The organism is Duganella sp. GW821-FHT07F09 (assembly GCF_059418705.1).
Genome location: NZ_JBWKQJ010000006.1, coordinates 335682 through 362049 on the forward strand (window position 1 = coordinate 335682; position 26368 = coordinate 362049).

General features: G+C 66.2%; 23 protein-coding genes. 12 read left to right on the forward strand and 11 right to left on the reverse strand.

The annotated features are described in order from the left end of the window. Positions 1–1056: calcium-binding protein (locus AC07P1_RS18100; protein ID WP_494697120.1), on the forward strand; the 1056-nt coding region annotated here is incomplete at its 5' end. A 104-nt stretch (positions 1057–1160) separates the two neighbouring features. Here AC07P1_RS18100 and AC07P1_RS18105 read toward each other — a convergent pair. From AC07P1_RS18105 to AC07P1_RS18150, 10 genes are all read right to left on the reverse strand, one after another. After that, positions 1161–1676 carry a substrate-binding periplasmic protein gene (locus AC07P1_RS18105; RefSeq protein ID WP_494697121.1) on the reverse strand — a complete coding sequence of 172 codons (516 nt, stop codon included), beginning with the start codon at positions 1674–1676 and terminating at the stop codon, positions 1161–1163. 185 nt (positions 1677–1861) lie between these two features. Beyond that, positions 1862–2158 carry a hypothetical protein gene (locus AC07P1_RS18110; RefSeq protein ID WP_494697122.1) on the reverse strand — a complete coding sequence of 99 codons (297 nt, stop codon included), beginning with the start codon at positions 2156–2158 and terminating at the stop codon, positions 1862–1864. 76 nt (positions 2159–2234) lie between these two features. After that, positions 2235–3419, reverse strand: coding sequence for a chymotrypsin family serine protease (locus tag AC07P1_RS18115; RefSeq protein ID WP_494697123.1), 1185 nt, complete (start codon positions 3417–3419; stop codon positions 2235–2237). A 448-nt stretch (positions 3420–3867) separates the two neighbouring features. Continuing rightward, on the reverse strand, positions 3868–4698 hold the full coding sequence (locus AC07P1_RS18120) for a substrate-binding periplasmic protein (RefSeq protein ID WP_494697251.1): 831 nt from the start codon (positions 4696–4698) through the stop codon (positions 3868–3870). A gap of 2 nt (positions 4699–4700) precedes the next feature. Continuing rightward, positions 4701–8369: an EAL domain-containing protein gene (locus AC07P1_RS18125; RefSeq protein WP_494697124.1), complete on the reverse strand. Its 3669-nt coding sequence runs from the start codon at positions 8367–8369 to the stop codon at positions 4701–4703. A gap of 16 nt (positions 8370–8385) precedes the next feature. After that, entirely contained in the window at positions 8386–9864 is a 1479-nt protein-coding gene (locus AC07P1_RS18130) for a PAS domain-containing sensor histidine kinase (protein WP_494697125.1), read from the reverse strand. A 71-nt stretch (positions 9865–9935) separates the two neighbouring features. Beyond that, the gene (locus tag AC07P1_RS18135; RefSeq protein ID WP_494697126.1) at positions 9936–10874 is read right to left on the reverse strand and encodes an esterase/lipase family protein; all 939 of its coding nucleotides are present in this window, start codon (positions 10872–10874) and stop codon (positions 9936–9938) included. A gap of 183 nt (positions 10875–11057) precedes the next feature. Continuing rightward, a complete protein-coding gene (locus AC07P1_RS18140; protein ID WP_494697127.1) occupies positions 11058–12689 on the reverse strand; it encodes a GMC family oxidoreductase in 1632 nt (543 codons plus the stop codon). Beyond that, positions 12686–13210, reverse strand: coding sequence for a hypothetical protein (locus AC07P1_RS18145; protein WP_494697128.1), 525 nt, complete (start codon positions 13208–13210; stop codon positions 12686–12688). Before AC07P1_RS18145 ends, AC07P1_RS18140 begins: the two co-directional genes overlap by 4 nt. 103 nt (positions 13211–13313) lie before the next feature. After that, entirely contained in the window at positions 13314–14117 is an 804-nt protein-coding gene (locus tag AC07P1_RS18150) for an RNA methyltransferase (protein WP_494697129.1), read from the reverse strand. 199 nt (positions 14118–14316) lie between these two features. Between AC07P1_RS18150 and AC07P1_RS18155 the strand changes: the two genes are divergently transcribed. The 6 genes from AC07P1_RS18155 to AC07P1_RS18180 all read left to right on the forward strand — a co-directional run bounded on the left by AC07P1_RS18155 (position 14317) and on the right by AC07P1_RS18180 (position 19470). Further along, entirely contained in the window at positions 14317–15099 is a 783-nt protein-coding gene (locus tag AC07P1_RS18155) for an inositol monophosphatase family protein (RefSeq protein ID WP_090320397.1), read from the forward strand. 223 nt (positions 15100–15322) lie between these two features. After that, positions 15323–16705: a DEAD/DEAH box helicase gene (locus tag AC07P1_RS18160; RefSeq protein WP_494697130.1), complete on the forward strand. Its 1383-nt coding sequence runs from the start codon at positions 15323–15325 to the stop codon at positions 16703–16705. 237 nt (positions 16706–16942) lie between these two features. After that, on the forward strand, positions 16943–17734 hold the full coding sequence (otnI, locus tag AC07P1_RS18165) for a 2-oxo-tetronate isomerase (protein ID WP_494697131.1): 792 nt from the start codon (positions 16943–16945) through the stop codon (positions 17732–17734). Between the two features lie 67 nt (positions 17735–17801). After that, entirely contained in the window at positions 17802–18569 is a 768-nt protein-coding gene (locus tag AC07P1_RS18170) for a hypothetical protein (RefSeq protein ID WP_494697132.1), read from the forward strand. Between the two features lie 18 nt (positions 18570–18587). After that, positions 18588–19013, forward strand: a complete 426-nt coding sequence (locus tag AC07P1_RS18175) for a hypothetical protein (protein WP_494697133.1) — start codon at positions 18588–18590, stop codon at positions 19011–19013. An 82-nt stretch (positions 19014–19095) separates the two neighbouring features. Further along, positions 19096–19470 carry a TraR/DksA family transcriptional regulator gene (locus tag AC07P1_RS18180; protein ID WP_494697134.1) on the forward strand — a complete coding sequence of 125 codons (375 nt, stop codon included), beginning with the start codon at positions 19096–19098 and terminating at the stop codon, positions 19468–19470. Positions 19471–19638: 168 nt separating this feature from the next. Here AC07P1_RS18180 and AC07P1_RS18185 read toward each other — a convergent pair whose 3' ends face one another. Further along, positions 19639–20193 (reverse strand): hypothetical protein, encoded by a 555-nt coding sequence (locus tag AC07P1_RS18185; protein WP_494697135.1) that lies wholly within the window; start codon positions 20191–20193, stop codon positions 19639–19641. A gap of 237 nt (positions 20194–20430) precedes the next feature. Between AC07P1_RS18185 and AC07P1_RS18190 the strand changes: the two genes are divergently transcribed. From AC07P1_RS18190 to nosR, 5 genes are read left to right on the forward strand one after another with little or no spacing between them, the layout of a single operon-like run. Further along, a complete protein-coding gene (locus AC07P1_RS18190) occupies positions 20431–22179 on the forward strand; it encodes an EAL domain-containing protein (RefSeq protein WP_494697136.1) in 1749 nt (582 codons plus the stop codon). Then, positions 22176–22523 (forward strand): hypothetical protein, encoded by a 348-nt coding sequence (locus AC07P1_RS18195; protein WP_494697137.1) that lies wholly within the window; start codon positions 22176–22178, stop codon positions 22521–22523. Before AC07P1_RS18190 ends, AC07P1_RS18195 begins: the two co-directional genes overlap by 4 nt. Then, entirely contained in the window at positions 22520–23383 is an 864-nt protein-coding gene (locus tag AC07P1_RS18200; protein ID WP_494697138.1) for an HDOD domain-containing protein, read from the forward strand. The genes AC07P1_RS18195 and AC07P1_RS18200 overlap by 4 nt, the downstream gene beginning before the upstream one ends. Beyond that, complete coding sequence (locus AC07P1_RS18205; RefSeq protein WP_494697139.1) at positions 23380–24849, forward strand: ATP-binding protein; 1470 nt, start codon at positions 23380–23382, stop codon at positions 24847–24849. Before AC07P1_RS18200 ends, AC07P1_RS18205 begins: the two co-directional genes overlap by 4 nt. Continuing rightward, positions 24846–26213 carry a response regulator c-di-GMP phosphodiesterase, NosR family gene (gene nosR / locus AC07P1_RS18210; RefSeq protein ID WP_494697140.1) on the forward strand — a complete coding sequence of 456 codons (1368 nt, stop codon included), beginning with the start codon at positions 24846–24848 and terminating at the stop codon, positions 26211–26213. Before AC07P1_RS18205 ends, nosR begins: the two co-directional genes overlap by 4 nt. Positions 26214–26368 lie beyond the last annotated feature (155 nt).

Consider the following 26368-nt stretch of genomic DNA (forward strand, 5'->3'; position numbering starts at 1 on the left):
TACCTGTTCGGCGGCGAGGGCAACGACTCGCTCGAGGGCGGCAACGGCGACGACCTCCTCGACGGCGGCGTGGGCTCCGATGTCCTCAATGGCGGCGCCGGCGCGGATACCTACCTGATTGCGAAAGGGGCCGGCCTCGACACCATCAAGGAAGACACATCGACCACGGTTGTCGATATCGTACAATTTACCGACGTTCAATCGACCGAATTGACGACGATCGAGCGCAAGGGCAATGATCTGGTTTTACGGTATGGCACCGCCGATCAATTGACGGCGTTTGAATATTTCGATAGTTCCTACCCCGGCAAAAAGGTCGAACAATTTAAGTTCAGTGACAGCGTCACTTGGGATACTGCAACTATTTTGGCGAAGGTCAACACCGTGGGTACAGAGACTGCAGACAGCATGAATGGCTACACTGGCGCCGGTAACCGAATGTTCGGACTTGGTGGCAATGATTCCATTACCAGCAGGGACAAAGATGACATGCTGGATGGTGGCGTGGGAAATGACACGTTGACCGGTTATGAGGGCAGCGACACTCTTATTGGCGGTGAAGGTAGCGATTCCTTGGATGGCGGCATTGGCAACGATACGCTGGAGGGCGGAACTGGCAACGATGTCCTCCTGGGAGGCGCCGGTGTAGACACCTACCTGTTCGCCAAAGGTTACGGTGTCGACAGCCTCAAAGACTCGGGCACATCGACAACCGAATTGGACGTCGTCGTATTCAAAGACATTCAATCAACCGAAGTGAGCGCGCTTGAACGTAAAGGCAATGATCTGGTGCTCAAACAAGGCATAACCGACCAGCTCACTGTCATTGAGTATTTCAATACCTCTTATCCAGCGCAGAAGATTGAGCAATTCCAGTTCAGCAATGGAGTGACATGGACTAGCGCGGACATTGATCGCCTCGTGGTGGCCGTGCCGACTTCGGCAAACGGGACGACTTCAGCTTATAGCATGGGCGGCAACCGCATATCCGATTCCGGGAGTGAGAACGCTTTGCTGATAGGCGTACGCCAAGAATTGGAAACCGACTACCTTTGATTCGGCAAGGGTGACGAAGGCGGCAACGGCGGACCTATGGGCCAATAGCCACCTTCAGCCCGTGAAGTCCTATCGAGGCCGGCGTCCAGTGGCGGCGGAGCATGCTAAAACGGCAAATCCGGGGGTAGCTGGGACGCCGGCAGCCACTTCTGGGGGATATTCAGGAAGGTGCCGTCGCGCGTCATGTCGCGCAAGGCGTCGGACCAAGCCACGATGGTGGCCGCCGGCGTGCCCTTGGAAAAGGCGAAATAGACGTCGTTCACGCCCAGGTTGAACGCCAGCTCGACCGCGTCCGGCCGGTAGCCGGCCAGCTCCATCGACGCCGGCATCAGTTCCTCGGCCACGAACCACAAGTCGAAGCGCCGGCTCATCAGCATTTTGGCGGCGGTTGCGGCGGTGCCGACCTCGTCGGTGACGTTGTAGCCCATGCGGCGCGGCAGGCTGACGAAGACGCTGGCGCGCTGGCCGCCGGCGCGCACCTTGCGCAGGCCCGGAGCCTTGCGCCGCAGCTCGTCCAGCCGGCCCTTGACGACGTAGGCCGAGATGCGCGTGGTGAACACCGGGCCGACGAAATGCAGGATGGCCTCGCGCTCGGGCGTGCGCACCACCGCCGCCAGCACGACGTTGGGCTAGGCCTTGGTCAGCGTGTTGGCGCGCGTCCACGGGATGATCCGGACCCGCTCGGGCCGTCCCAGCCGTTGCTGGATGCGCGCCACCAGCTCGACCACCAGCGCGTCGGGTGCTCCGGCCTTGTGCCAACGCGGACATCGTCAAGCAGGGATGAAGTAAGCGCACTCCACCATCATCAGCGCTTGGGTAGCGCGTCCACCGCCCCGGTCACCGTGACGACCAGCGGGTAGCCTTGGATGGCCCGGGGCAGGCGCGCCGCGACGCCGGCATCGACCACACCCACCACCAGCGCCTCCCCGCCTGGCGGCCCATCACCGATGCCAACCGAGGTCACGCCCTCGATGGCCAGCAGCCGCGCCTCTTCGCGCGCCAGCACCGCCGCCAGCCCGCGCGCCGGAACGGCTGGGATCGGATTGTATTCAACCGGGCCGGAACCGGAAAAGTCCGGTGGCGAACGGGATTTGTCGGTCATGTCGTCCCCTCAAAATATGTCGCCATCTAAGTATAGACGGTTGGCCGCCCCTGCGTGCAAAAGGCAGCCATGGCTGCTATGGGAGCAAGCGGATGTTCAATGCCGCGAGCACCGAACCGATCGGGTTCGCGAATGTAATGCCGCCCCCACCTGCGAACAGCAGGCCGACGGGCCGCACGCCGGTAGCCCAATGCCAGATCAGCGAGCCGGAATCGCCGCCGGCCGAGAACGGGTTGGCGTCGACCGACCGGATAGCGATCTGGTTGCGAAACAGCGCGACGCCCCTGCCCGGATAATTGACATTCACCGACACACCGATCTGCGTCACGCGTCCCTGCGTCAAGCCGGTTGTGCGGCCGCTTTTGCCAACGATCAAACCAAGCGACGCCGCGAGCGGTACCGTGCCCGTGGTGTAATAGGCCGGACTGCCGCCCGACAAATAATACTGCTCGCCACGGACGCGTTCGTGCCATGCCCAGCCGATTGCCGCGTCGACGTAGTTCGGCGCGCCGCCGAACAGAATCGGGACCCACCGCGCCAACACCGCTATTTGGTCGGCCGGATGCCGGCCGCCATCCGCCGCGCCCGGCTGTATGATGCTATCGCCTACCAGCCCGGCGTTCGTATTCGCGAGCACATGGTTGTTGCTGAGGACCAGATGGCGATTGTTCCAGGGAGCCGTTAAACCGATCGCCCGACTGCCGAGCGTGCCCGCCGTGACGCTGACATGTCCGACCGACACGCCACCCGGAGCGGGACGATGGCGGGCGCGGTGCGAATAAGCGTCGACCACGCCGACCGGTATCTGCTGTAGTGGCATGCTCGACAAAGCGTGCGTGCCGGCAATTTGCGCAAGCTGCGCCAGCAGCTCGTCCCGCGGCAGGGCGCTCTCGGTGTACAGGGTCAACGTCGGCTCTCCGGGCCCGCTGCCGCCGAAGGCTATGCTATCGGGATCGGAGAGGCCGATACCGACGCCGACAATGCCATTTCCCGACGGAGCATCCGCCAGGGCTGCGAACTCGCCCGACGCGGCAAGAAGCGTGGCCTCCACCGCGTCGCGAAGGGCGAGCAGATCGTTCGACACCCCTGCGGCCAAGAAGATCCCTTGCTGCTCAGCCTCATAGCTCAGCGCATCGAGACTGGCGGGGGAAGCATCTGGATTTTCGGGGCCGTTCGCCGCCGGCTTACCAACGGGTTGCCCACCGGAGTTGTCGATTTCTCCGGGGTTTTCTGTTTGGACCTCTTTATTCTTGGTTGCCATGATGTTGACTCCTTTTATTGGTTTTTTACCAACTACTGGTGATTGGTTACCGTGCTTTAACAAAAGAGTGGAACAAATCGCGGGTTGAATGGTGGTTGCTGAACCGGGAGCGTTGGCCCCTACTCAAGTGGACTCCAACTGGTCCCGGCGGTCACGACAATTACCGAGCGAGTTTGAGCTGTGTCAAGCAGGCGGCCGCGTACATTCCCGGCCTCAATCCTTGACCGCGCCGGCCGCTTTCCTCGAACGGCCCGCCACAGCGCCGGCGCCGGCGCCGGCAGCGCCTGCGTCGTCCCCGGGCCAAGCGCGTAGTCGAGAATTGGAAACCGACGACCTTAGAGTCGACAGGGTGACGATGGCGGCAACGGCGGACATTTGATATGGGCCGATGGCAGCCTTCAGCCCGCGAGGTTTTATCGATGCAGGCGTCCAGCCGCGGTGGAGAATGCTAAAACGGCAAATCCGGTGGCAGCCGGGACGCCGGCAGCCACTTCTGGTGGATATTCAGGAAGGTGCCGTCGCGCTTCATGTCGCGCAAGGCGTCGGACCAGGCCACGATGGTGGCCGCCGGCGTGCCCTTGGAAAAGGCGAAATAGACGTCGTTCACTCCCAGGTTGAACGCCAGCTCGACCGCGTCCGGCCGGTAGCCGGCCAGCTCCATCGACGCCGGCATCAGTTCCTCGGCCACGAACCACAGGTCGAAGCGCCGGCTCATCAGCATTTTGGCGGCGGTTTCGGCGGTGCCGACCTCGTCGGTGACGTTGTAGCCCATGCGGCGCGGCAGGCTGACGAAGACGCTGGCGCGCTGGCCGCCGGCGCGCACCTTGCGCAGGCCCGGATCCTTGCGCCGCAGCTCGTCCAGCCGGCCCTTGACGGCGTAGGCCGAGATGCGCGTGGTAAACACCGGGCCGACGAAATGCAGGATGGCCTCGCGCTCGGGCGTGCGCACCACCGCCGCCAGCACGACATTGGGCTCGGCCTTGGCCAGCGCGTTGGCGCGCGTCCACGGGATAATCCCCACCCTCTCGGGCCGCCCCAGCCTTTGCTGGATGCCCGCGACCAGCTCGACCACCAAGCCGTCGGGCCGGCCGTCGCGCATGAAACTGATGGGCTTGTTTTCCATGCCGTAGATTTTGAGCGGGCCACCCTGTGCCTGCGCTTGCGGCGGTGGCGCCTGCGCCCGCGCCGCGCCGGCGTGCAGCAGCGACGCCAGCAACAAAGTCCATAGCGACACCGCGCCGCCGGCCCGGCGCGCGTTGCCTGCACCGGCCCGGCACATCGTCAAGCCGGGGCCTTGGCCGCGTCGGAGATGCGCAGCGGGCCGTGCGCGCGGGCGTGCAGGCGGAAGCCTTCGCGGATGTTTTCCCGCAGCACCGCGCCCTTCCACGGCTTGGTGTAGAAGCGGTCGATGGCGCCGTGGTTGATGGCCGCCATGATCGGCGTCAGGTCGGCGTAGGCCGACAGCATGATGCGGAAGGTGTCCGGGCACAGGTTCTTGACCCGCTCCATGAACTCGGTGCCGCTCATCAAGGGCATGCACTGGTCGCACAGGATCACCTGCACCCGGTGCTTGGCCAGGATGTCGAAGCCCTCGGCCGCCGTCTGCGCCGTCAGGATGCGGTAGCCGTCCTGCGACAGGAAGTCGGTCAGCACGTCGAGCATGAAGGCGTCGTCGTCGACGATGAGCAGGGTTTGCTGGTCGAGCACCGTTTCGTCGACCGGCGCCTGCAGGTGGCGCCCTTCGCGCATCATCAGCTCGAACTCCTGCTCCGGCAGCGGACGGCTGAAGAAGTAGCCCTGCAGCTCGTCGCAGCCGTGCCGGCGCAGGTAGGCCAGCTGGGCGTCCTTCTCCACGCCCTCGGCGATGACCTCCAGCTTGAGGCTGTGCGCCATGTTGATGATGGCCAGCACGATGGCGGCGTCGTCCGGGTTGCTGGTGACCTCGCGCACGAAGGCGATGTCGATCTTCAATTTGTCGATCGGGAAGCGTTTCAGGTAGGCCAGCGACGAGTAGCCGGTGCCGAAGTCGTCGATCGAGATCTTGATGCCCAGCGCCTTCAGGTTCTGCAGCACGGTGATGGTCTCTTCCGCGTTCGACATCAGCGAGCTCTCGGTCAGTTCCAACTCCAGCAGCTCGGGGGCGATGTCGTGCTCCTTGATGGCGCGCAGCACCTCCTCCTCCAGCCCGCCGACGAAGAACTGGATGCCCGAGACGTTGACCGACAGGTGCACGGCCCAGCCGTTGGCGCGGCGCCATTCGGCGATCTTGCGGCAGGCCTCGTGGATCACCCACGAGCCGACCCGCACGATCAGGCCGGTCTCCTCCAGGATCGGGATGAACAGCGCCGGCGACACCATGCCGTGGCCGGGCCGCTTCCAGCGGATCAGCACCTCGGCGCCGCTGATGCGGCCGGTGCCGATGTTGACCTTGGGCTGGAAATACAGCACGAACTCCTCGTTGTCGATGGCGCGCCGCAGCGCGTTCTCCAGGTCCAGGCGCGCCAAGGATTGCGCGTTCATCTCGGCCGTGAAGAAACGGAAGGCGTCGCGCCCGGCCTCCTTGGCCCGGTACATGGCGGTGTCGGCGTACTGGATCAAGGTGTCGGGGTCGTTGCCGTCGTCGGGGAACACGGCGATGCCGATGCTGGCCGTGACGGTGACCTCGTGGCCCTTGAGGTCGAACGGCCGGCGCATCGAGTCGCGGATCTTGTCGACCACGGCGATGGCGTTTTGCGCGCCCTCGGGCAGCATCAGGATGGCGGCGAACTCGTCGCCGCCGAAGCGGCCGATGGTATCGCGCACGCGCAGGCAGTCGACCAAGCGGCTGGAGAACTGGCGCAGCAGCTCGTCGCCGATGGTGTGGCCCAGCGTGTCGTTGACGTTCTTGAAGCGGTCGACGTCGAGGAACAGCACCGCCAGCGACCATTTGTGCTCGCCGGCCTGGCGCAGCGAGTGCGTCAGCGAATCGTAGAACTGGCTGCGGTTGGGCAGGCCGGTCAGGGTGTCGAAGTGCGCCAACTTCAGCAGGCGCTGCTCGGCCTCCTTGCGCTCGGTGATGTCGCGCGCCACCGCCACCAGGATCCAGCTCGGGCCGGAGCGCAAGGTACGGCGCTGCACCTCGACCGCCAGCGGCTTGCCGTCGCGGCATTGCAGCAGCAGCTCGGTCATGGCGCCGCTCTGGTCGCCCGACAGCAGTTTTTCGTACAGTTCCTCGAGCTTGCGCAGGTCGCCCTCGGCCACCACGCCGGGGCCGATCTTGAGGAAGTCCTCGCGCTCGTAGCCGAGCATGCGGCAGGCGGTGGCGTTGACGTCGACGAAACACATGCCGGCGCGGTCGACCAGGAAGATGGCGTCGGCGGTGGCGTCCATGGCCAGGCGGAAGCGGCGCAGGTCCTCGTCGAGGCGGATGCGGGCGTTCATGTCGAGCGTGAGTTGCGCGTGGTGGCGCTTGATCTCGTCGTACAGCAGCAGGTTCTCGTAGGCCACCGAGATCTGCGCGGCCACCGTGGCGGCGACGCGCTCGTCGACCTCGGAGAAGCCGTCCGCGCCGAGCTTGTCGACCAGGTAGAGCCAGCCGTGGGTGCGCTCGCGCGAGGCGATCGGCACGCCCAGGAAGGAGTGCACCGGCGGATGGCCGGCGGGCAGGCCGATATTGGCCGGGTCGCCGTCGAGGTCGTTGATGCGGCACGGCATGCGCTGGTCGAGCAGGCCGCGCAGCACGCCGGCGCGCGGCGACTGGGCGATCTGGCGGATCGGCACGCCGGCGCCGCAGCTGGCGTAGTAACTGAGCTCGCTCGCCCCGCTCTCGAGCACGCCGATGCAGGCGTATTTGGACACGCAAATGTTCTGCGCCACGCGGCAGCCGATCTCGACCAGCGCGCGCGGATCGCGCTCGGTGCCCAGCTCGATGCCCAGCTCGATCAACGCGGTCAGGCGCAGGCTCACCGCCTGCAGGCTGGACAGGGAGCTCGACAGCCGCTGCGTCATCAGCGACAGGTGCTCGGGCGCGCCGTCGGCCGCCTCGGTCGCGCCGTTGGCGAACTGCGTGATCAGCTGGCTGCTCGATTCGAGCTCGCCCAGGTACTCGGCCACCTTGTCGTCGATGTTGTGGAAGCGCCCCTCCTGCGGCGGCTCCGGCGCGAAGGCCGGCAGGTCGCGCGCTTCCTGGCCCTCGTCGTCGCCGACCACGGCCAGGCCCAGCGCCTCGTGCACGGTGCGCAGGATCACGTCCGGATCGGACGGCTTGGGCAGCACCCAGCGCACGCCGCACGACTGCGCCACGGCCATCGCCTCGCGCTCGCGGTAGGTGGCGGTGTAGAAGATCACCGGCACGTCGGCCGTCTCCGGATTGCCGTGCATGCGGGTGACGAACTCGTAGCCGTCCATATTGGGCATGAGGATGTCGGAGATGACCAGGTCGGGCCGCTCGGCCAGCACCATTTTGAGGCCCTCGGCGCCGTTGGACGCCTCCAGCAGGCGGTGGCCGCCGTAGCCCAGCAAAGTCATCAGGAACTCGCGGTTGAGCACGTGGTCGTCCACGATCAGGATCGTGGCGATGTCGTTTTTAGACGGGGTCGACATCTCCCCGTCCAAAAAAGACTCGATTTGCGTGACGAACGTGTCGGGCTCGATCGGCTTGCCGATGTAGCCGTCGAAGCCCGCCGCGAGCAGGCGTTCGCGGTCGCCCACCATCGCCAGCGCCGTCACGGCCAGGGTCGGGATGTGGCGCACCGTGTCGTCGCCCTTGAGCGCGGCGACCACGCCGTAGCCGTCGAGCTTGGGCAGGTGGACGTCGCAGATGATCAGGTCGGGCAGCTCGCGCAGCGCCGCCGCCACACCCGCCTCGCCATCGACGGCCGACAGCGGCGTGTAGCCGAACGCGCGCAGCAGGTAGACCATCAACTCCATGTTGGTGGCGTTGTCTTCAATAATCAGTATACGTGCTGACACCTTGTGACTCCCCTTGTCATGACTCCAGCGGCAGCGTCAGTGTAAAAATACTGCCGACGCCATACTCGCTGTCAAACAAAATTTCCCCATGTAGCAGGGTCGCCAACTTCTGGCTCAAATGCAGTCCCAGCCCCGTGCCCTCGAACTGGCGCATCGAACTGGCTTGCAACTGCGATACCGCCTGGTGCCGCCCGCCCTGACCGGCGTCGGCACCGCACTCGCTATCGCTGATACTGATGGTGGCGCGTGCGCGCCCGTCCACCTCCGCCTTCTCCAGCCGCACCAGTACGGTGCCGCTGTCGGTGAACTTGATCGCGTTGTCGACCAGGTTCATCAAAATCTGCTGCAGGGCGCGGCGGTCGGCCTTGACCGTCACTTCCTGTTCGGAACCCACCAGCGCCAGCGCCAGCCCTTTGTTGCGGGCCTGCGGCTGCAACAGCGCCAGCACCTCGTCGATCACGGGCCGGCACGGCAGCGGCACCAGATCGAGCTCCACCTTGCCCGACTCGATCCTGGTCAAATCGAGCAGGTCGTTGATCAGGGAGAGCAGGTCGCGCGCGCTGCTTTGCACCATGCGCAATTGCTTGGTCTGTTCGGAATTAATGGGCCCAGGCAACTTCATCAACATAGTACCTGTAAAACCGATGATGGCGTTCAACGGCGTACGCAGCTCGTGCGACATGCCGCCGAGGAAGCGGTCCTTGGCCGCCACCGCCTTCGCCAGTTCGACATTCTTCTCCTGCAGCGCCAGCTCGATGCGCTTGCGCTCGCCGACGTCGCGGATCGCGCTCAGGCTCAAGGTGCCCTCCTCCGTCTCGATCGGGCTCAGGCTGATCTCGACGGGGAACTCGACGCCGTCGCTGCGCAAGCCGTACAGATCGCGGCCGCTGCCCATCGGCCGAAGCGCCGGGCGCGCGCCATAGTCGTTGCGGTGCGTCCGGTGCGCCTGGCGGAAACGCGCCGGCATCAGCATCTCGAGCACCACGCCGCGCAGCGCGCCGTGCTCGTACTTGAACATCGTCTCGGCCTGGCGCGTGGCCAGCACGATGCGGCCGCTGGCGTTGGCCACGATGATCGCGTCCGGCATCAGCTCCAGGATGCCGTCGAAGCGCGCCTCGACCAGCTTGGCGTCGCGCAGCACCTTGAGCGTGGTGACGTCCTTCTTGCTCCACAAAATATATTCCGGCGCGCCGGCGGCGTCGCGCAGCAGCTTGCTGGTGCTGTCGATGTAGACCAGCGCGCCGTCCTTGGCGCGGCGCACCGACTCGTAGCTGGCCGCGCCGGCGCCGAGCGTCTGCCGCACCACCGCGCCGCCATCGTCCAATCCCGGCACCTCGATCAGCTCGGCCAACTTGCGGCCCATCGCCTCTTCGCTGCTGTAACCGAACACCATCCGCGCGCCGTTGGTCCAGTGCACCACCTCGCCGTCGAGCCGCGTGATCACTACCGCGTCGGGGGTCTGGTCGAGGATAAGGGTGCCGAAGTCTGTTGCCATCGCTCCACCTGTTTACTGTACTTCATACGAGTAACCATACAGCAACAAATCACGCAAAAAATCACACAAAATCACACAGGTGTTGCGGTTTTGATTTCTGACAACGCGCAACGCATGATTTCCGGGTGCCGGCCCAGCGCAACATGGCCAATTGCACCAAAGACGAGATTGCGCGCCCCGGGCAAATCGCTGGAATCCTGGGGCGCGACGATGTTGTCGTGGACAGAGTAAATAGATGAAAATAATTTGCGTTGCAAATCCGCCTCAGTGCCCGCAAGCGAGGCCAGCCATGCGCTGCCGCGCCGCATCTGCACGGCGTTGCTGCCGGGGCCGAAGCCGGCCAAGGCGGTGCCGTGATGCGGCGTGCCGAGCGTGATCACGCGGGCGATGTGGGCGTGGCCATGCCGGCGCAGATACGCGCGCGCCACCAGCCCGCCCATGCTGTGCGCAAGCACGATGACTTGCGTGCTGCCAGTCTCGGCGCACAAGCGCTCGACGGCCGCGCGCACCTGCGGCACGAAGTCGTCGATGGACGCGCCGGGCGGCTCCAGGTCGATGCCGTAGTGGCTCACGTTTGCGTGCGTCAGCAGCTTGCTCATTGGAAGCCAATAGCCGCTGTTGCAGGCGTAGCCGTGGATCAGCAGCACCGGCAGGCCGCGCGCGTGCGGCTGCAGGCGCAGTCCCACCGGCCGCAGCATGTAATAAGACGATGTCAACATCGATGACAAAAATTCATGCGCGAACAGTTTGATCGCGGCGAATGGATTGAGCGCGTGGCCGGCCGGCGTGGCGCTGCGCGCGCGCCGGCTCAGGCGGAAGTTGTTGGCGTTGATAAGCAGGCGCACCAGCAGCACGAAGGCGGCCGCGATCGCCAAGCAAACGAGCGCCGCGACGGGCGCGCCGACAGCGGCGCGCCACGCCGGATGCCACCAGCGGTACAGCGACAGGGACAACGCCAGCATCGCGCCGATCTGGACCGCTAATAGAACGATAAGGAAACGTTTGATCATGGTCCCATCATACTCCGCGATACGGACGGAGGTAGGGATCAAGCGAACCGAACGAGCTGCAAAACCTGTCGGCACAACAACCGATTTCGTAGGGCGGATTAGCGCGCGGCGCGTAATCCGCCATGAGCCGCCGACGGAGCCTGGCGGATTACGCTGCGCTAATCCGCCCTACGTATTTCCGCGTCATTTCCGCGTCATTTCCGATGCGAGCGTATTGGCCAACCTGGCCGTCACGCCGTACACCGACAACTGCGGATTGGCGCCGATCGATGTCGGGAACAGCGAGCCGTCGTGCACCGACACATTGCGCAGGCCGCGATAGCGGCCGCCCGCGTCCGTCACGCCCAAGCGCTCGTCGGCCGACATCGCGCAGCCGCCCATCACATGCGCCGACACCACGCGCGTGGCCAGCAACTTGAAAGGCAGCGCCGCGATGGCGGACTTGGCCTGCTGCCAGCTGCCGTACTCGCCTGCGGCCTCGTGCACCGGCATCACCGTCTTCGCGCCGGCCGCGAACTGGATCTCGGCCATGCTCAGCAAGGCGCGCCGGGCGCCGTCCCACAGGTAGTCGCCGATCGGATAATCGAGCAGCGCCGCGCCATCGTTGGACAGCGCCACGCTGCCGCCGGGCGCGTCCGCGTGGAAGCCGTCGCGCAGCAGCGCCAGCAACGCCTGCGCGTGCGGGAACTGCGCCATCATGCGCGCGTGCTGCGCGCCGAAACCGGCCATCGTGGTCGACATCAGCACCGGATGCAGCGGCGGCGCCTCGAGCTTGTAGCCGATGGCGCCGTCGATGGCGTCCGTATGCAGGAAGTGGTCGGAATACACCGACTGCGGCGCGCCGGCGTACGCCTCCACGCGCTGCTCGAAGACGGCGGCCGAGACCAGGGTCGGATGCAGGAAGGTGCGCTTGCCCAGCAGCCCGCGCGGATCGGGCGCGACGGAACGCAGCAACAGCGCCGGTGTGTTGATGGCGCCGCCGGACAGCACGAAGTGTTTGGCGCGCAAGGTGATGCGGCGCCCGGTCGGCGCCAGGCCGGCGGCGTCCAGCGCCACGCAATCGAGCTGCGCCACCTGCTCACCTTTGATTACCAGCCGCTCGGCGCGGGCGCGCGTGAGCAGGGTCGCGCCCAGTTCCAGCGCCGCCGGGATCGTGGTGACCAGCATCGACTGCTTGGCGTTGGTCGGACAACCCATGCCGCAATAGCCGAGGTTCCAGCAGCCATTGACGTTGCGGTGGATGATGCCGGTCGCGATGCCCAGCTTGGCCGCCCCGCGCCGCAGCACATCGTTGTTCTCGTTCGGCGGCGGCGCCCACTCGGCGATGTTGAGGCGGCGTTCCATCATGGCGAACCACGGCGCCATCGATTCGGGCGTGTAGCCGGCAAGGCCGTAGTGCCGGTTCCAATACGCCAGCGTCCCGGGCGGCGTGCGGAAGCTGCTGGTCCAGTTGACCGTGGTGCTGCCGCCAACGGTGCGTCCCTGCAGGATGTTGATGCCCTTGTCGCGCGTCTTGCGCGCCGCCGACTCCTGGTACAGCGCCGGATAGGCGTCGGCTTCGCGCATCTTGAAGTCGGTCGACGACTTCAGCGCGCCCTCCTCGACGATCAGCACGCGCAGCCCGGCGCGCGCCAGGATCTCGGCCGTGACGCCGCCGCCGGCGCCGCTGCCGACGATCACCACGTCCGCTTCCATGACCAGGTCTTCTTTCAGCCGCGCGCAGTCGGTCACGCGCCAGCCGGCGGCCAGGCCGACGTGGATCGGATCGGGGACCGGGCCTTTCTGGGTGGAGATGGGGATGTTGGTGTTGCTCATGCAAGCTCCTTGATCGGGCCGGGGTAGCCGATCGCCGACCAGTTGGCCGGCTGCGCGTACCAGGCGCCGATGATCAGATCGTGCAACGCGAGGTAGGCGGTTTGCAGGGTTTGCAGACGGTGGTGGCGCCAGCTGTGCAGGAAGGCATCCACGTCCGCCGACGAGGCGTGCGCCCAGCCGCCCGAGACGCCGGCAAGCAGGCGCCGCACCGGCGCCAGCGACAGCATGCCGAACAGGTCTTGCAGTTGTTTTTGCGAGGCCGGCGCCAGGCCGGCGATGGCCCCGCCGACATGGTCGACGGTCTGGCCGATGGCGGCGGCACGGGCGGCGGGTTCGGTCGGCAGCACCGGGCCGAGCATCGACGGAATCACGGCCGTGAGCAGTGTGCCGGTGGGGCCGTCGAGCGCGAAGCTGTGGCCCGCCGTCGGCGCGTAGGCCAGGCGATAGACGGCGCCGCCGGCGGCAAGTGCGATCGCGCCGGCCACGCCGATCCTGAGAAAAGATCTGCGGTTTGAATCCATCGTCCCCACCCGGTTGTTATATTTTTTATGTGCTGTGTTCGCGTGTCGCCTGCATGCGCCGTCGTGACGCACGCGATGGCGGATTACGCTTCGCTAATCCGCCCTACGTGTCTCTATTGCCCGCCTTTTGCTTGCCCGTCATATGCCTTGCGATGCCGCGCAGGATGTTGACTTCTTCCTTCTCCAGCTGCGCGCGGGAGAACAGCCGCTTGAGCCTCGGCATCAGCTTGCGCGGATTGTCCGCGTCGAGAAAGCCTATCCCCACCAGCGCCCGCTCCAGATGTTCGTACATGCCTTCGATCTGCGCCAGGCTGGCCGCCTCACCCTGGAAGCCGACGTCGCTGGCGTCGCCGGCCGGCTGGCGCGGCGTATGGGTGACGCCGGCGCCGTCGAGCACCGCCATCCGGCACTCGTAGGCCAGCACCTGCGCCGCCTGGGACAAGTTCAGCGACGAATACTCCGGGTTGGCCGGGATGTTGATCAGCACATTGCATTTTTCGACCAGCTCGTTCGGCAGGCCGAAGCGCTCGTTGCCGAAGATCAGCGCCGCGCGCAGCTCGGGCTGCGCCACCAACTGCGTGGACAGCTGGCGCGGCGTCAGCACCGGCGGCGAGAATTCGCGCAGCCGCGCCGAGACGGCGGCGGCGAAGTTGATGCCGTCGAGCGCCTCGGCCATGCTGCCGACCACCCGCGCGTTGGCCAGGATATCCTGCGCGCCGCTGGCGAAGGCGACCGCCTCCGGGTCCTGGGCCGCGTTCTCGAAACGGGGCGTGACCAGCACCAGATCGCTGTATCCCATGGTTTTCATGGCCCGCGCGACGGCCCCGATATTGCCGGCCCGGCTGGTTTCGACCAGAATAAATCGCAGTCGCGTGAAAAGATTCGTGTTGATTTCGGGCAGGTTCATTTAAAATAGCGCTATTGCGCGGTATCGATACAATAACTTCAACCTTGCGGCCCGGCCAACAGCCAGCCCGCAAATCCGGATTTTACCCTGTCGGCGCCGCTCCGCTCTTTAATTCACTCTTGTCCTCTAGCGCGCCGCCGCGGCCCTGTCCGCCGGTGGGCGTTAGCGTTCTTTTAACGGAAAAGCTTACATGCACCCAATGCTCAACACGGCGATCAAAGCCGCCCGCCGCGCCGCCGCCGTCATCAACCGCGCCTCGTTCGACCTCGATCGCGTCATCGTGACCGAGAAAAACCACAAGGATTTCGTCACCGACGTCGACCAGGCCGCCGAACAGGCGATCATCGAGGTGCTGTCCAAAGCCTATCCCGACCACGCCTTCCTGGCCGAGGAATCGGGTCCGTCCAAGAACGCCAACGACGAGACCGAATACACCTGGATCATCGACCCGCTCGATGGCACCACCAACTTCATGCACGGCTTCCCGCAGTACTGCATCTCGATCGCGCTGTCGCAGCGCGGCGTCATCACCCAGGGCGTCATCTACGACCCGGTGCGCAACGATCTGTTCACCGCCACCAAGGGCGCCGGCGCCTACCTGAACGACAAGCGCATCCGCGTCACCAAGCTCGACCGCATCGCCAACGCCCTGCTCTCGACCGGCTACCAGGCCGGCAACGCCAAGGCGCTGGACGAATACCTGAAGATGTACGGCATCATGGCCGAACGCTCGCACGGCGTGCGCCGTCCGGGCAGCGCCGCGCTGGACCTGGCCTACGTGGCCGCCGGCCGCCTCGACGGTTTCTACGAGAAGGGCCTGAAGCCTTGGGACATCGCCGCCGGTTCGCTGATGGTGACCGAGTCGGGCGGCATCGTCGGCGAATTCAACGGCGAGTCGGACTACCTGTACAAGGGCGACATCATCGCCGCCAGCCCGAAAATCTTCGGCCAGATGGTCGGCCTGCTGACGCCGTTCGCCTGATCGGCCGCGATTTGCCCCATCACGGGGCGTAAATAGACAATCTGTTACAAAAAAAGGGAGCGTATGCTCCCTTTTCCATTTCCCATTTGAAACATCAAGCGGACTAAGCTGCTATACTGATAGCTGCGGCATCTGACCAGTCCTTTGCGCCGCAATCCAAAAATCCGATTGCCTGCGACTGGCGCCCTCCGAGGCGACAGGCCGATCTCCATATAAAGTTACCATGTCATTCTCTTCCCTCGGTTTGTCCGACGCTATTGTCCGTGCTGTGACCGAAACCGGTTACACCACGCCGACCCCGATCCAACTGCAGGCGATCCCCGCAGTGCTGAACGGCGGCGATTTGCTGGCGGGCGCGCAAACCGGCACCGGCAAGACCGCCGGTTTCACCCTGCCGCTGCTGCAACGCCTGTCGACCGACGCCGCCGGCGCCGCGCTGACCAGCAACACCACCACGCGCCCGATCCGCGCGCTGATCCTGACCCCGACCCGCGAACTGGCGGCCCAGGTCGAGGAAAGCGTGCGCGTCTACGGCAAGTACACCAAGCTGAACTCGACCGTGATCTTCGGCGGCGTCGGCATCAACCCGCAGATCAAGCAGCTCAAGCACGGCGTCGACATCCTGGTCGCCACGCCGGGCCGCCTGCTCGACCACATGGAGCAGCGCACCGTCAACCTGTCGAAGGTCGAGATCCTGATCCTGGACGAAGCCGACCGCATGCTCGACATGGGCTTCATCCGCGACATCAAGAAAGTGCTGGCCGCGTTGCCGGCCAAGCGCCAGAACCTGCTGTTCTCGGCCACCTTCTCGGACGAGATCAAGGCGCTGGCCGACGGCCTGCTGAACAAGCCGGCGACGATCGAAGTGGCGCGCCGCAACTCGACCGTGGAAGTGATCGCGCAAAAGATCCACCCGGTCGACCGCGACAAGAAGCACCCGATGCTGGCGCACCTGATCAAGTCGAACGACTGGTCGCAGGTGCTGGTGTTCACGCGCACCAAGCACGGCGCCAACAAGCTGGTCGAACAGCTGGGCGCGGACGGCATCGGCGCCATGGCGATCCACGGCAACAAGAGCCAATCGGCGCGCACCAAGGCGCTGTCCGAGTTCAAGGACAACAAGCTGCAAGTGCTGGTGGCGACCGACATCGCCGCGCGCGGCATCGACATCGACCAGTTGCCGCACGTGGTCAACTACGACCTGCCGAACATTCCTGAAGACTATGTGCACCGCATCGGCCGCACCGGCCGCGCCGGCGCCACCGGCGAAGCCGTGTCGCTGGTCTGCGTGGACGAGCACGACATGTTGAAGGACATCGAAAAGCTCATCAAGCAAACCCTGCCGCGCGAAGTGATCCCGGGCTTCGAGCCGGATCCGACCGCGCGCGCCCAACCTGTGCAGCTGCGCAGCGCCGGCCACCGTCCCGGCGGCGGCCGTAGCGGCGGTGGCGGCGGCCAAGGCCGTGCCAAGAGCGGCGGCGGTGGCGGTGGCAACAAGCCACGCGCGCCTGGCGCTTCGGCCGGCGGCAACGGCGGCGGTCCGCGCACGGGCACCAGCGCCCCGCGCCCGGCGTCCCCGCACCGCTCGGGCGGTCGCGGCCGATAAGCCGGCCCCGCACTAATGCAATGCCGTTCAATGCGAATTGAACGGCATTTTTTTCGCCCCACCCCGGGGGTCAGTGCCGACATTCGGACATCGCGGAACTTTTTTCACACTGAAAGGTTCCGCATCTCGTCGGGTTTGTCCGAATGTCGGCACTGACCCCGGGGTTGAGAAGCTTTTTTGTGTGGCCGGGCAAATATCGTTTACGATATCGTATTGCTAACGCTTATCGGAACGTCCATGCCCCGCTTCGCCGCCAACCTGTCGATGATGTTCACCGACGTTCCCTTCCTCGACCGGTTCGCGCTGGCGCGCGAGGCCGGCTTCGATGGCGTCGAATTTCTCTTTCCTTACGCTTACGAGGCGGAGCGCATCGCGGAACGTTTGCGACGCCATGAATTGCGGCTGGTGCTGTTCAACCTGCCCTGCGGCGATTGGGATGCCGGCGACCGCGGCATGGCCTGCGACCCGCTGCGCGTCGAGGAGTTCCGCGCCGGCGTGCGGCCCGCGCTGGATTACGCGCTGGCGCTGGGCGTGACCCGGCTCCACTGCATGGCCGGCAAGGTGCCCGCCGGCTTGGCGCCGGAGGCGGCGCGCGCCACCTACGTCGACAACCTGCGCTACGCCGCCGATCTGGCCCTGCCGCACGGTATCGATCTGCTGATCGAGCCGATCAACCACTTCGATATGCCCGGCTATTTCCTCAACCGCAGCGCACAGGCGCTGGATATCATCGCCGAGGCCGGCCGCCCCAACCTGTTTTTGCAGTACGACATCTATCACATGCAACGCATGGAGGGCGAGCTGAGCAACACCATCCGCGCCAACCTGCCGATGATCAAACACATGCAGATCGCCGACACCCCGGGCCGCCACGAACCGGGCACCGGCGAGATCAATTACCGCCACCTGTTCGGCTTGATTGACGGGCTCGGCTACACCGGCTGGCTGGGCTGCGAATACATTCCCGCCGGCGACACCATCGCCGGCCTGGACTGGCGATCCGCCCTGGCGCCCGCCTTGGCACCCTAAGCTGCGCATGCTCAAAACGGCCGTAAACACCCAGCGTAACAATAGTCCCAACCCTAGAGGAGCACCCATGAAACTGCCGCGTCTTTTCCTGCTACTCGGATTGCTGGCCCTGCTTGGCGGTTGCGCCAGCAGCACGCCGCGCATGGCCGAGGTGCGCGCCTTCGCCGCCCAGGCGCCCAAGCTCAACGCCTATCACGAATTGACCGAGCGCTACCGCACAACCTACCAGCGCGAACAACCCTTCCTGACCGCCGCCGCCGACGCCCGCGAGGCGGAGCTCGACGCCAAGCGCAGGCAGGCGTGCGACGATTTCGTCAAGCTGCAATACGGCGTGCAGGCGTACATGCAGACGCTCGGCGTGCTGGCCGGCGACGAGCAGTACGAGCTGCGCGACCAGCTCAAGACCATCGGCGGCGGCATCAACGCCTGGCCGGACTCCGGCATCGAGGAGAAACACGTCAACGCCTTCACCCGGCTGACCACCCTGATCGCCCGCGCGATCACGGCGCCGGCGCAGGAACGCGCCGTCAACCAGGTCATGCGCGACGCCGAGCAACCGGTGCGCGACCTGCTCGAGGCCATGACCACGCTGCTGAGGCTGTACGACAAGTCCAGCGAGAACGAGGAACGCATCGTCATCGGCATGCTGGAGTCGGAGATCCCCTTCCTCGACCCGACCCGCGACCGCCTGCTGACGGCGCTGGCCAAAAGCCAGCAGCAGAACAAACAAGCCGAGTACCGCCTGATCGGCCAGCGCCAGACCCTGGCGCAGAAAAACCTGGCGGCGATCGAACAGAGCCACCGCGCGCTGCTCGACCAGATCCCGCCCAACTAAGCCCACACAGGAGCAGCGATGACTACCAATCCCATCCAACTGGACATCGAAGCGCTGGCCGACAGCCTGTCCGCCAGCGCCGACGCCCTGCACACCCGCCTGATGCGCGATATCCGCCAGAAACCGCCTGGCGTCGCGCAGACGGTCGCGCAGGCGCTGTTCGAAAACGAAGTGGCGCTGCGCCAACGCGCCAACAGCCTGTACCTGGAGGCGGCGGTGCTAGCCGCGAGCGGACTGGGCGGCGCCCAGAAACAGTTGCTGGACGTGACCGACCGCGCGCAGGAAAAAATCCGCAAAATCCAGCACACCAAGGACTTGATCCAGCTGACGGGAGAACTTCTGAGCCTGGCGGCGGCCATCGCCACCGGTAAACCCGACAAACTGGCCAAGCCGTTCGAAACCATCAAGCACCATTTGGAGGCGATGGACGCGCCACCTGGCTGACCCCGCATCATCGGCGCCCGCTTCCCGCTGGGCCGAACAAAACCGCGCCATCACCGGTCCAATGACGTAAGGAGCGCGCGGCATGAACGGACTGGAAGAACATCAATGGCGGACCTTGCAGGCACGGCTGGAGCGCGCCCGCAAGGCCCTGCTCAGCCAACTGGCGGACGATCTGGACCGCAGCACCGACGTGCGCCTGCCGCTGCCGCACGAGGCCGAAGCCTCGCCGGCCGACAACGCCAGCCAGCGCACGCTCACCGCCCTCGTCCACGAGACGGCGGCCCACACCACCAAGCAGTTGTCCATGGTCAGGCAGGCGCTGGCCAAGTTCGACGACCGGCGCTACGGACTATGCGAAAACTGCGGCGAGGAAATCGGCTTTTCGCGGCTCGACGCGCGGCCGGAGGCGCGCCTGTGCATCGGTTGCCAGACGCGCATGGAGCAACGACGGCGATGACCTCTCTAGAAGCGCCGGTAACTTTCCAACGAACGGCGTAATCGGCCAGCAGCCGTCGACGGCTCGGCGATGGCCGATTACGCTGCGCTCTCAAGGCCTACCGGCAGGTAGGCCGCCTCTTCGATGGCCCCCCGGGGCGGATTGGCGGGCCTCGCCCGCTAATCCGCCCTACGCCGGCACGGGGCGCGAGTTCGGGTTGAAGTCGCGCCAGTCGCCGCCGCTGATGCTGCCCTCGGCCCGTTCGACATCCTTGGCGCCGAGGCCGCGCAGCACGTCGAGCGCCTGTTGCTCCTGGCCGCCGTCGACCACCTCGACGGCGATCATCATGCCCGACTTGCGCGGCGCGCGCGTATTTTCCGAACTGCCCTCCTCCGCTTCGCCGGCATCCTTCATCTTCGAAAAACTGAAAAGCGAACCGACGTGGGCGCCGACCAGCGCGCCGACAACCGGACCCAGCGGGCCGGCCACCGGGATCGCGGCGGCGCCGGCCACCGCGCCGGCCACCGCGCCGGTGGCGCCGCCCTGCACCACGCCGTCGTCGGTCTCCTTGGCGCCGGGCGACTTGTCATGGTCGCCGCCGAGCTCATACATGTCGTGCTGCCCCGCCGGATTGACATAGAACGCGCTGATGCGGTCGGCCGCGAAGCCGGCGCGCAGCAAGGCGATGCGCGCATCCGCGATTTCATCCTGCAACTGGAAATGCCCCGCAATAATATTGCTCATGCTGTTCTCCTGTTCGGCCGTAGCCCGATCAACGCAATATGCGCCGCTAAGGTCAACATTTCCGTGCGCTTGCGCACCATGGCTCCCGGTTCCTCGGCGCATGGCCGGCGCACTGTCCCATGCGTGCAACGGGTTCGTACCGGATGACAACTAAACCTTGCTTCGCCGTATAATCGACCGCGTGACGGCATATGTTTTTTTTTGCAGCAACCAGCTTGCATTTCAATAGGAACGCCGATGACTACCGCTCAATACCCGCGGTCCCTGTTCGCCCAGGCCACCGTCGCCGACGATACCGCCGGCGCCACGCGCGCGCCGATGCTGGCGTCGCCGCCAGCCGGCGGGCACGCCGACCTGGGCGCCGGCCTGCGGCAGGCGCTGGCGTCCGACCAGCTGGTGCTGCTGTACCAGCCGCTGGTCGATCTGCAGAGCGGCGCCGTGGCCAGCCTGGAGGCGCTGGTGCGCTGGCGCCACCCGGCCCAGGGCATGCTGGCCGCGCGCGAATTCCTGGCGCTGGCCGACGCTGCCGGCTTGGCCGGCGCCATCGACGACTGGGTGCTGGGACGCGCCTGCCGCGACCTGCACGCGTGGCACACGGCCGGTCTAAGCGGGCTGAAGGTGGCGATCAATGTCGCCCCCAGCCAGTTCCGCGACCCGGCCCTTGGCGCCGCCGTCGCCGCCATGCTGAAGAATTGCGAGATCGCGCCCGGCATGCTGACCCTGGAAGTGACCGAGAGCGCGCTCACGCAAGCGGGCGCCGACTGCGACGCCCTGCTGGCCGGCTTCAAGGCCTCGGGGCTGAGCCTGACCCTGGACGACTTCGGCACCGGCTACGCCTCGCTGAGCAACCTCAAACGCTTTCCGTTCGACGCGCTCAAGATCGACGCCCACTTCATCCGCGACGTCGTCACCAGCGGCCACGACGCGGCCATGTGCAAGACCCTGATCGCCATGGCGCACCACCTGGGCATGAAGGTGGTGGCCGAGGGCGTCGAGACCGAGGCCCAGTGCGACTTCCTGCGGCGCAATATGTGCGACCTGATCCAGGGCTATTTCTTTTCCCCGCCGCTCGCCGCCGACGAGGTCGGCCACCTGCTGGCCAGCGGCCGCGCGCTGGCGCCGCACCTGCGGCGCATGCACAAGCCGGCCCGCCGCCTGCTGCTGGTCGACGACGAGCCCAACATCGTCTCCGCGCTCAAGCGCCTGCTGCGCACCGACCAGTACGAAATCTACAGCGCCAACGACGGCCAGCAGGGCCTCGAACTGCTGGCCCGGCAGCCGGTCGACGTCATCATCTCCGACCAGCGCATGCCCGGCATGCTGGGCGCCGATTTCCTGCGCAAGGCCAAGCAGCAGTATCCGGAAACCATACGCATCATGCTCTCCGGCTACACCGAACTGCAGTCGGTCACCGACGCCGTCAACGAGGGGGCGATCTACAAATTCCTGACCAAGCCGTGGGACGACGAACTGCTGCGCGGCCATGTGGCCGAGGCGTTCCGCCTCAAGGAAATCGCCGACGACAACCAGCGCCTGCACCTGGAGGTGCGCAGCGCCAATCTGGAGTTGGCCGCCGCCAACCGCCAGCTGGAAGAACTGCTGCTGGAAAAGCAGCGGCAGATCAGCCGCGACGAGGTCAGCCTGAGCGTGGCGCGCGAAGTGCTGCAACATCTGCCGTTGCCGGTGATCGGCATGGACGACGGCGGCATGATCGCCTTCATCAACGGCGCCGCCGAGGGCCTGTTCCGCCACAGCGGCGCGCTGCTGGGCAACGAAGCGGGCAGCGTGCTGCCGCAACTGTTTCCACCGCCCGGGACCGGCGATCCCGGCCTTGCCGCCGACGACGCGCCGCACCACGCCAGCCCGACCCGCCACCTGGCCGACATCGACGGCCGCCGCTACGCGGTGGTGGTGTACCCGATGGGCGAGAGCTCGGCCTCGCGCGGCAGCCTGATCACACTGAGCCTGACCGGGGAGACGCCATGAACGCCGCCAAATCGACCGAGATCGATCTCGACCACGCCGCCGCCGGCATGACCCTGGCCTGCGCCCTGCTCGACGCCCACGGCGGCGTGCTGCTGCCGCGCGACGCCGCCCTCACCGACAGCATGCTGGCGTCGCTGCGCCGGCGCGGCGTGGAGCGCTGCGTGGTGTGGACCGAGGAGGACGCCGCCGAAGCCGATCCGGCGCAACTGGCGCGCGAGCGCGAACTGCGCATGCAAAGGCTGGAGCGGCTGTTCCGCCACAGCGGCGACGACGCCGGCGCGGACACCGGCGGACCTTTGCTGCTGCGCGTGCTGCGCGCCTACCGCGACAAGGACCCGGCGTGATCGCGGCCGACGATGTCATCAAGTGCGTGCGCGACCTGCCGTCGCTGCCGGCGGTGGTGGCCGAACTGCTGGCCACGATGGAGCAGGAGGACATCGACACCCATGTGCTGGCGGCCAAGATCGCGCTCGACCAGGCGCTCACGGCCAAGACGCTGCGCCTGGCCAACTCCTCGTTCTACGGCCTGCAGTCCAAGGTCACCACCATCCAGCAGGCCATCTCGGTGCTCGGCTTCCACAGCATCCGCACCCTGGTGACGGCCTGTTCGGTGACGGCCAGCTTCACGCCGAACAAGGACGTCGAGTTCGACTTCCAGGCGTTCTGGCGCCATGCGATCGGCAGCGCAGTGTGCGCCCGCGTGCTGGCGCCGCGCTGCGGCATCAATCCGGACACCGCCTTCACCGCCGGCCTGCTGCACGACCTCGGCACGCTGGTGCTGTGCACCCGCTTTCCGGCCGACTACCGGCGCGTGGCGGCCTACCGGCGCGAACACGATTGCGTCACCTCGGCCGCCCAGTTGGCCGTGTTCGGCATCGACCACGCCGCCGTCGGCAGCGCGCTGACGGCCCACTGGAAATTCCCGCAACAGATCCAGGCGGCGGTGGCCGGCCACCACCTGGCCGACGAGGCCGCCGCGCCGGCGGCCGGACGCGCCGGCGCCGTCCCCACCCTGACCACGGTGATCTACATGGCCAACATCCTGGCCCACGCGCTCGACATGTCCGGCCAGGAGGACGACCAGGTGCCGCCGGTGTCGCTGGAGGTATGGCAGGCGCTGGACCTGGGCGACGGCGGCTGGGACAGCGCGTTCGCCGAGGCCGAGCAGCTGTTCCACGACATGTGCCAGACGCTGACGCCATGAACCACGCCACCACCTCCATGACGGCCGAGCACGACACTCCCGCCGACATCGCGCTGTCGGAGTTTTTCGACGGCCACCCGGTGGCCACCTTCGCCATCGACACCCGGCACGTGGTCACCCACTGGAACCGCGCCTGCGAACAGTTGCTGGGCTGGGCCAAGGCCGACATGGTCGGCACCGCCAACCACTGGCAGGCCTTCTACTCCAGGCCCAGGCCGTTGCTGGCGGACCTGATCATCGCCGGCGACGCCGACGAACTGGAGCGCGAACTCGAGCGGCTGTATCCGGGCAAGCACCGGCGCTCGCCGCTGATCCCGGGCGCCTACGAGGTCGAGGAGTTCTTCCCCAACATCGGCGCCAGCGGCCACTGGCTGCATTTCACCGCCGCCCCGCTGCGCGACGGCGGCGCGCGCGTGGTCGGCGCCATCGAGACCTTGCGCGACGTCACCGAGCGGCGGGTGGCGGAAAACGCGCTGCGCCGCGCCCACGACAATCTGGAACACGTGGTCGAGAAGCGCACCGGCCAGTTGGCCGACATGAACGCCAAGCTGCAGGAGGACATCGCCCAGCGCCTGCTGGCCGAGGCCGAGCTGCGCCGCAGCAACCTGGAATTGACGGAGCTGAACCAGCAACTGTCGCGCGCCCAGCAGCAATTGCTGCAGGCCGACAAGCTGGCCTCGATCGGCCAGCTGGCCGCCGGCGTGGCCCACGAGATCAACAATCCGATCGGCTATATCTTCTCCAACTTCCGCACCCTGCAAAACTATCTGGACCAGCTGTTCGGCATGCTCGACGCCTATCAACGGGCCGAGCCGTCGCTGTCGGCGCCCGACGCCGCCACGTTGCGCGCGATGCGCGAGCGCATCGACCTCGACTTCCTGCGCCAGGACATCCCGACCCTGATGGCAGAGTCGGGCGAAGGCATCGTGCGGGTGCGCCACATCGTGCAGGACCTGAAGGATTTCTCGCGGGTGGACGCCAACCAGGAATGGGTCTGGGCCGACCTGCACCGCGGCATCGACTCGACCTTGAACATCGTCAGCAACGAGGTCAAATACAAGGCCGACGTCATCAAGGAGTACGGCGACATCCCCGACATCCAATGCCTGCCGCTGCAAATCAACCAGGTGGTGATGAACCTGATCGTCAACGCCGCCCACGCCATCGGCGAGCAGCGCGGGCGCATCACCGTGCGCACCGGCCGCGACGGCGACGACCACGTCTGGCTGGAGATCGGCGACAACGGCAGCGGCATCGCGCCGGAGACCGTGTCGCGCATCTTCGACCCCTTCTTCACGACCAAGGCCGTCGGCAAGGGCACCGGCCTCGGCCTGTCGCTGGCCTACGGCATCGTACAAAAACACAGCGGCAGTATCGACGTCGATACCGCGCTCGGCCAAGGTACCCGCTTCCGCGTGCGGCTACCGATCCGCCATGGCGCCGCCACCGAGGACCCACCAGCATGAATCAAGCGCTCACTCCACCGACTCCCACCACCACGTCGATCTCGCCGAACGCGCCGGCGGGTCCCGGCCCAACCGCGGCCACCGTGCTGTGCGTCGACGACGAACCGAACATCCTGTCGTCGCTGCGGCGCCTGTTCCGCGCCAACGGCTACCGCGTGCTCACCGCCGAGGGCGGCGCGCTGGGGCTGGAGGTGCTGGAGAAGGAGGCGGTCGACCTGGTCATCTCCGACATGCGCATGCCGGAGATGGACGGCGCGCGCTTCCTGGCCCAGGTGCGCGCGCGCTGGCCCGACACCCTGCGCATCCTGCTGACCGGCTACTCCGACATCCAGTCGATCCAGGACGCCATCAATTGCGGCGAGATCTACCGCTACATCACCAAGCCGTGGGAAGACAGCGACATGCTGCTGCTGGTGCGCCACGCGCTCGAACGCCGCCAGCTCGAGATGGACAAGCAGCGGCTGGAAGCGCTGGCGCTGCGCCAGAACGAGGAACTCAAGCTGCTCAACCAGAGCCTCGAGGCCAAGGTCGAGGCGCGCACCAGGCTGCTCAAGGTCGAGCACGAGGCCACGGTGGCGGCCAACAACAAGCTCAAGACCAATTTCGTCACCACCATCAAGATCTTCTCGACCATGATCGAACTGCGCGCGCACAACCAGCCCGGCCACGCGCGCCAGGTGGCCGACCTGGCGCGCCAGCTGTCGGTGCGCCTCGAACTGGACAACAAGGAAAGCCAGGACGTGTTCATCGCCGCGCTGCTGCACGACATCGGCAAGATCGGCTTCAGCGACGACATGCTGTCGACGCCGCTGACGATGCTGACCGGCGATTCGCTGGGCCTGTTCCGCAAGCATCCGATCCGCGCCGCCGAGCTCTTGATGCCGCTCGAGGAGTTGCGCGGCAGCGCCGCCATCCTGCGCGCCCAGCTCGAACGCTTCGACGGCAACGGCTTCCCCGACGGCCTGGCCGGGCTGGCCATTCCGCTCGGCGCCCGCATCCTGTCGCTGGCGGTGGACTATTACAACCTGCAACAAGGCGGCATGGTGCAGCGCCACCTGCGCGCCGACGAGGCTAAGTCGCTGATCCTCGACGCCAGCGGCAAGCGCTACGATCCGAACGTGGTGGCGGCCTTCCGCCAGATCATGGACGGCGGCGTCAGCGCGGCGGTGGTCGGGGTCGAGGTGTTGTCGGGCGAGCTGTTGCCCGGCATGGTGCTGGCGCGCGACCTGATCAGCCGCGACGGCTTGATGCTGCTGACGATGGACCACACGCTCGACGCCCGCATGATCCAGCAGGTGCAGGATTTCGAATCGAAGAGCGGCGGCCGGCTGTCGATCTGGGTGCGCAACCCGAAAGCGGACTGATATTAATTCCCGCAGGGCGGTTAGCGGGCGAGGCCCGCTAACCGCCCCGAGGCCCATCGAAAGAGCGCCCTACCTGCCGGTAGGGCTTGGAGGCGGAACGCCGTAATCGGCCATCGACGAGCCGCCGACGGCTAAACGATGGCCGATTACGCTGC